General features: G+C 77.0%; 1 protein-coding gene. It reads left to right on the top strand.

The window, feature by feature from the left end; translation table 11 throughout:
- Positions 1–29 precede the first annotated feature (29 nt).
- Positions 30–2375 (top strand): ATP-binding protein (locus U9R90_RS35570; protein ID WP_411061583.1); only part of this gene is annotated, 2346 nt, incomplete at its 3' end.

A 2375-nucleotide genomic window follows, 5' to 3' on the forward strand; every position in this document is an offset into this window, starting at 1 on the left:
ACCCCCCTGCCCTCCCCGAGGTCTATTCCATGATCGAAATACCGGAGCTGGCCGCCGGCGGCCTGGCCGCCGGGACGCTGTCAGCGCTCTTTCTGGGCGGCGGACTGCTGCGGTCCCGCCGCGGGCGGGCGCGGCAGCGCGACGAGATCGCCACGCTGCACTCCCATCTGGACGTGGCACGCCAGGAAGTCGACCGTGCGACGCAGGCGTTCACCGCCGAGGTCGTCCATCTGGCGCAGCAGCGGATCCCGGCCGCGGCCACCCGCACCGCGCACCCGCACCTGACGGTGCCGGGACCGCTGCGTCCGGAGGTCGCCGGGACCGAGTTGGGCGTGGGTCTGGAGGGCGCGCTCGACGGGCTCCGTACCGCGATCGCGCAGGAGCGCAAGCGGGTCGACGCCGCCGCCCGGGCCGGGATGCGCGGCGCTACGCGCGAGATCCAGGCGGGTCTCTACCGGCTCCAGGACGTGCTTCGTGGGCTGCAACAGCGCTATGACGACCCTGAGTTGACGCAGACGCTGTTCACCCTCGACCACGAGAACGAGCAGTCCCTGCGGCGCGCGCAGGTCGCCGCGGTGGTCTGTGGGGCCTGGGTGGGGCTCGCCCGTGAGGAGTCGCACCTGGTGGAGGCCGTCACCGGCGGCCAGGCCCGGCTCGTCGGCTACCACCGCGTCCAGGTCCACCACCATCTTGAGGACGGCACCGCGCTCGTCTCGCACGCCGTCGAGCCGGTGGCCATCATCGTGGCCGAGCTGCTCGACAACGCGCTGCGGCACTCATCGCCGGACACCGACGTCGTGGTGAACCTCGAACGGGTCCACCACGGCGTCACGGTCACCATCGACGACGCGGGTGTCGGCATGGCCGCGGACGAACGCGCCCACGCGCAGCGGATGGTGGCCGGAAGTGACCCGATCCTGCTGTCCGAACTCGGCGACCCGCCGCGGATGGGGCTCGCCGCGATCGGCCAGCTGACGCGGCAGTTCGACCTGTCCGTCGACCTGTCGTCGCCGTCGCCGTACGGCGGTGTCCGCGCGGTCCTGCTGGTCAAGAAGCACCTGCTCAGCCATATCGACCCGACCGAGCAACCACCGGCGGCGAGCGCGCCGCGCTCCACGCGGCGGGACGACCGGCACACCGGAAGCCACCCCGACCTGTACGCGGCGGACCGCGCCCGCCCGTACACGTCGGACCACGCCGCCGCGCAGGCCGGGGGCCGGGGCGCCGCGCAGCCCGTGGATCGCGCCGCCCCGCGCGCCGATGGCCGGAGCGCCGCGCAGCCTGCGGGCCACACCGCCCCGCACGCCGGGAGCCAGGGCGCCACGCAGCGTGCGGGCTACACCGATCCGCTCGCCGGGAGCCAGACCGACGCGCACACCCCGGACCGCACTGGCGGGCACGCCGAGGGCCAGGACGTTCCGCAGCTTGCGGGCCGCGTCGCCCCATACGCCGGGGAGCACGCCGACGCCTACGCCGGGGACCGCGTCGGCCCGCTCGCCGGGGACCAGACCGACGCGCACACCCCGGACCACACCAGCAGGCACGCCGAGGGCCAGGGCTCCCCGCCGCCCGCAGGCCGCGTCGCCCCATCCGCCGAGGACCACGCCGACCCGTACGCCGGGAGGCAGACCGACCCGCACACCCCGGACCACACCAGCGGGCACGCCGGGAGTCAGGGTGCCCCGCAGCCCGGGGGCCACACCGCCCCGCACCCCGAGGGCCAGGGCGCCCCGTACGCCGGAGAGCACGCCGCCGCGCACGCCGGAGACCGCACCGACCCGCACGCCGGGAACCAGACCGGCCCGCACACCCCGGACCACACCGGCGGGCACGCCGAGGGCCAGAGCGCCCTGCACGCCGGAGACCTCGCCGCCCCGCACGCCGGGAACCAGACCGACGACCCGCACACCCCGGACCACACCAGCGGGCACGCCGGGAGTCAGGGTGCCGCGCAGCCCGCGGACCACGCGGCTCCGCACGCCCTGCACCAGACCAACCCGCACACCACAGACCGCACCGACCCCCACGCCGGAGACCGCCCCCACCCCGGCGCCAAGGCGGCATACGCCGACGGCGCCCGCGCGGTCCTCGTGCCGTCCCCGGACCCGTACGCGGAGGCCCACTCCCGGCCAGACGACCCGACGTTCGCCCGCGAGCCCCGCACGGGAGCCGACGCTGCCGCTCCCGACGGCGACGTACTGCCCCGGCGGCGGCGCCGCGTCCGCGCCGGTGCCGCCGCCCCGCAGGCGGCGCCCGCCGCTCCCCCGGCGCCCGCGCGCACGCCCGATGAGGCCGCCGCCGCGCTGGGTGCCCTGCAGGCCGGAACCGCCGCCGCGCGCGGCGACGCGTCGCCCGCCCCCGCCGACTCCCCCGGC

The organism is Streptomyces sp. E11-3, assembly GCF_046540415.1.
Lineage (GTDB): Bacteria > Actinomycetota > Actinomycetes > Streptomycetales > Streptomycetaceae > Streptomyces.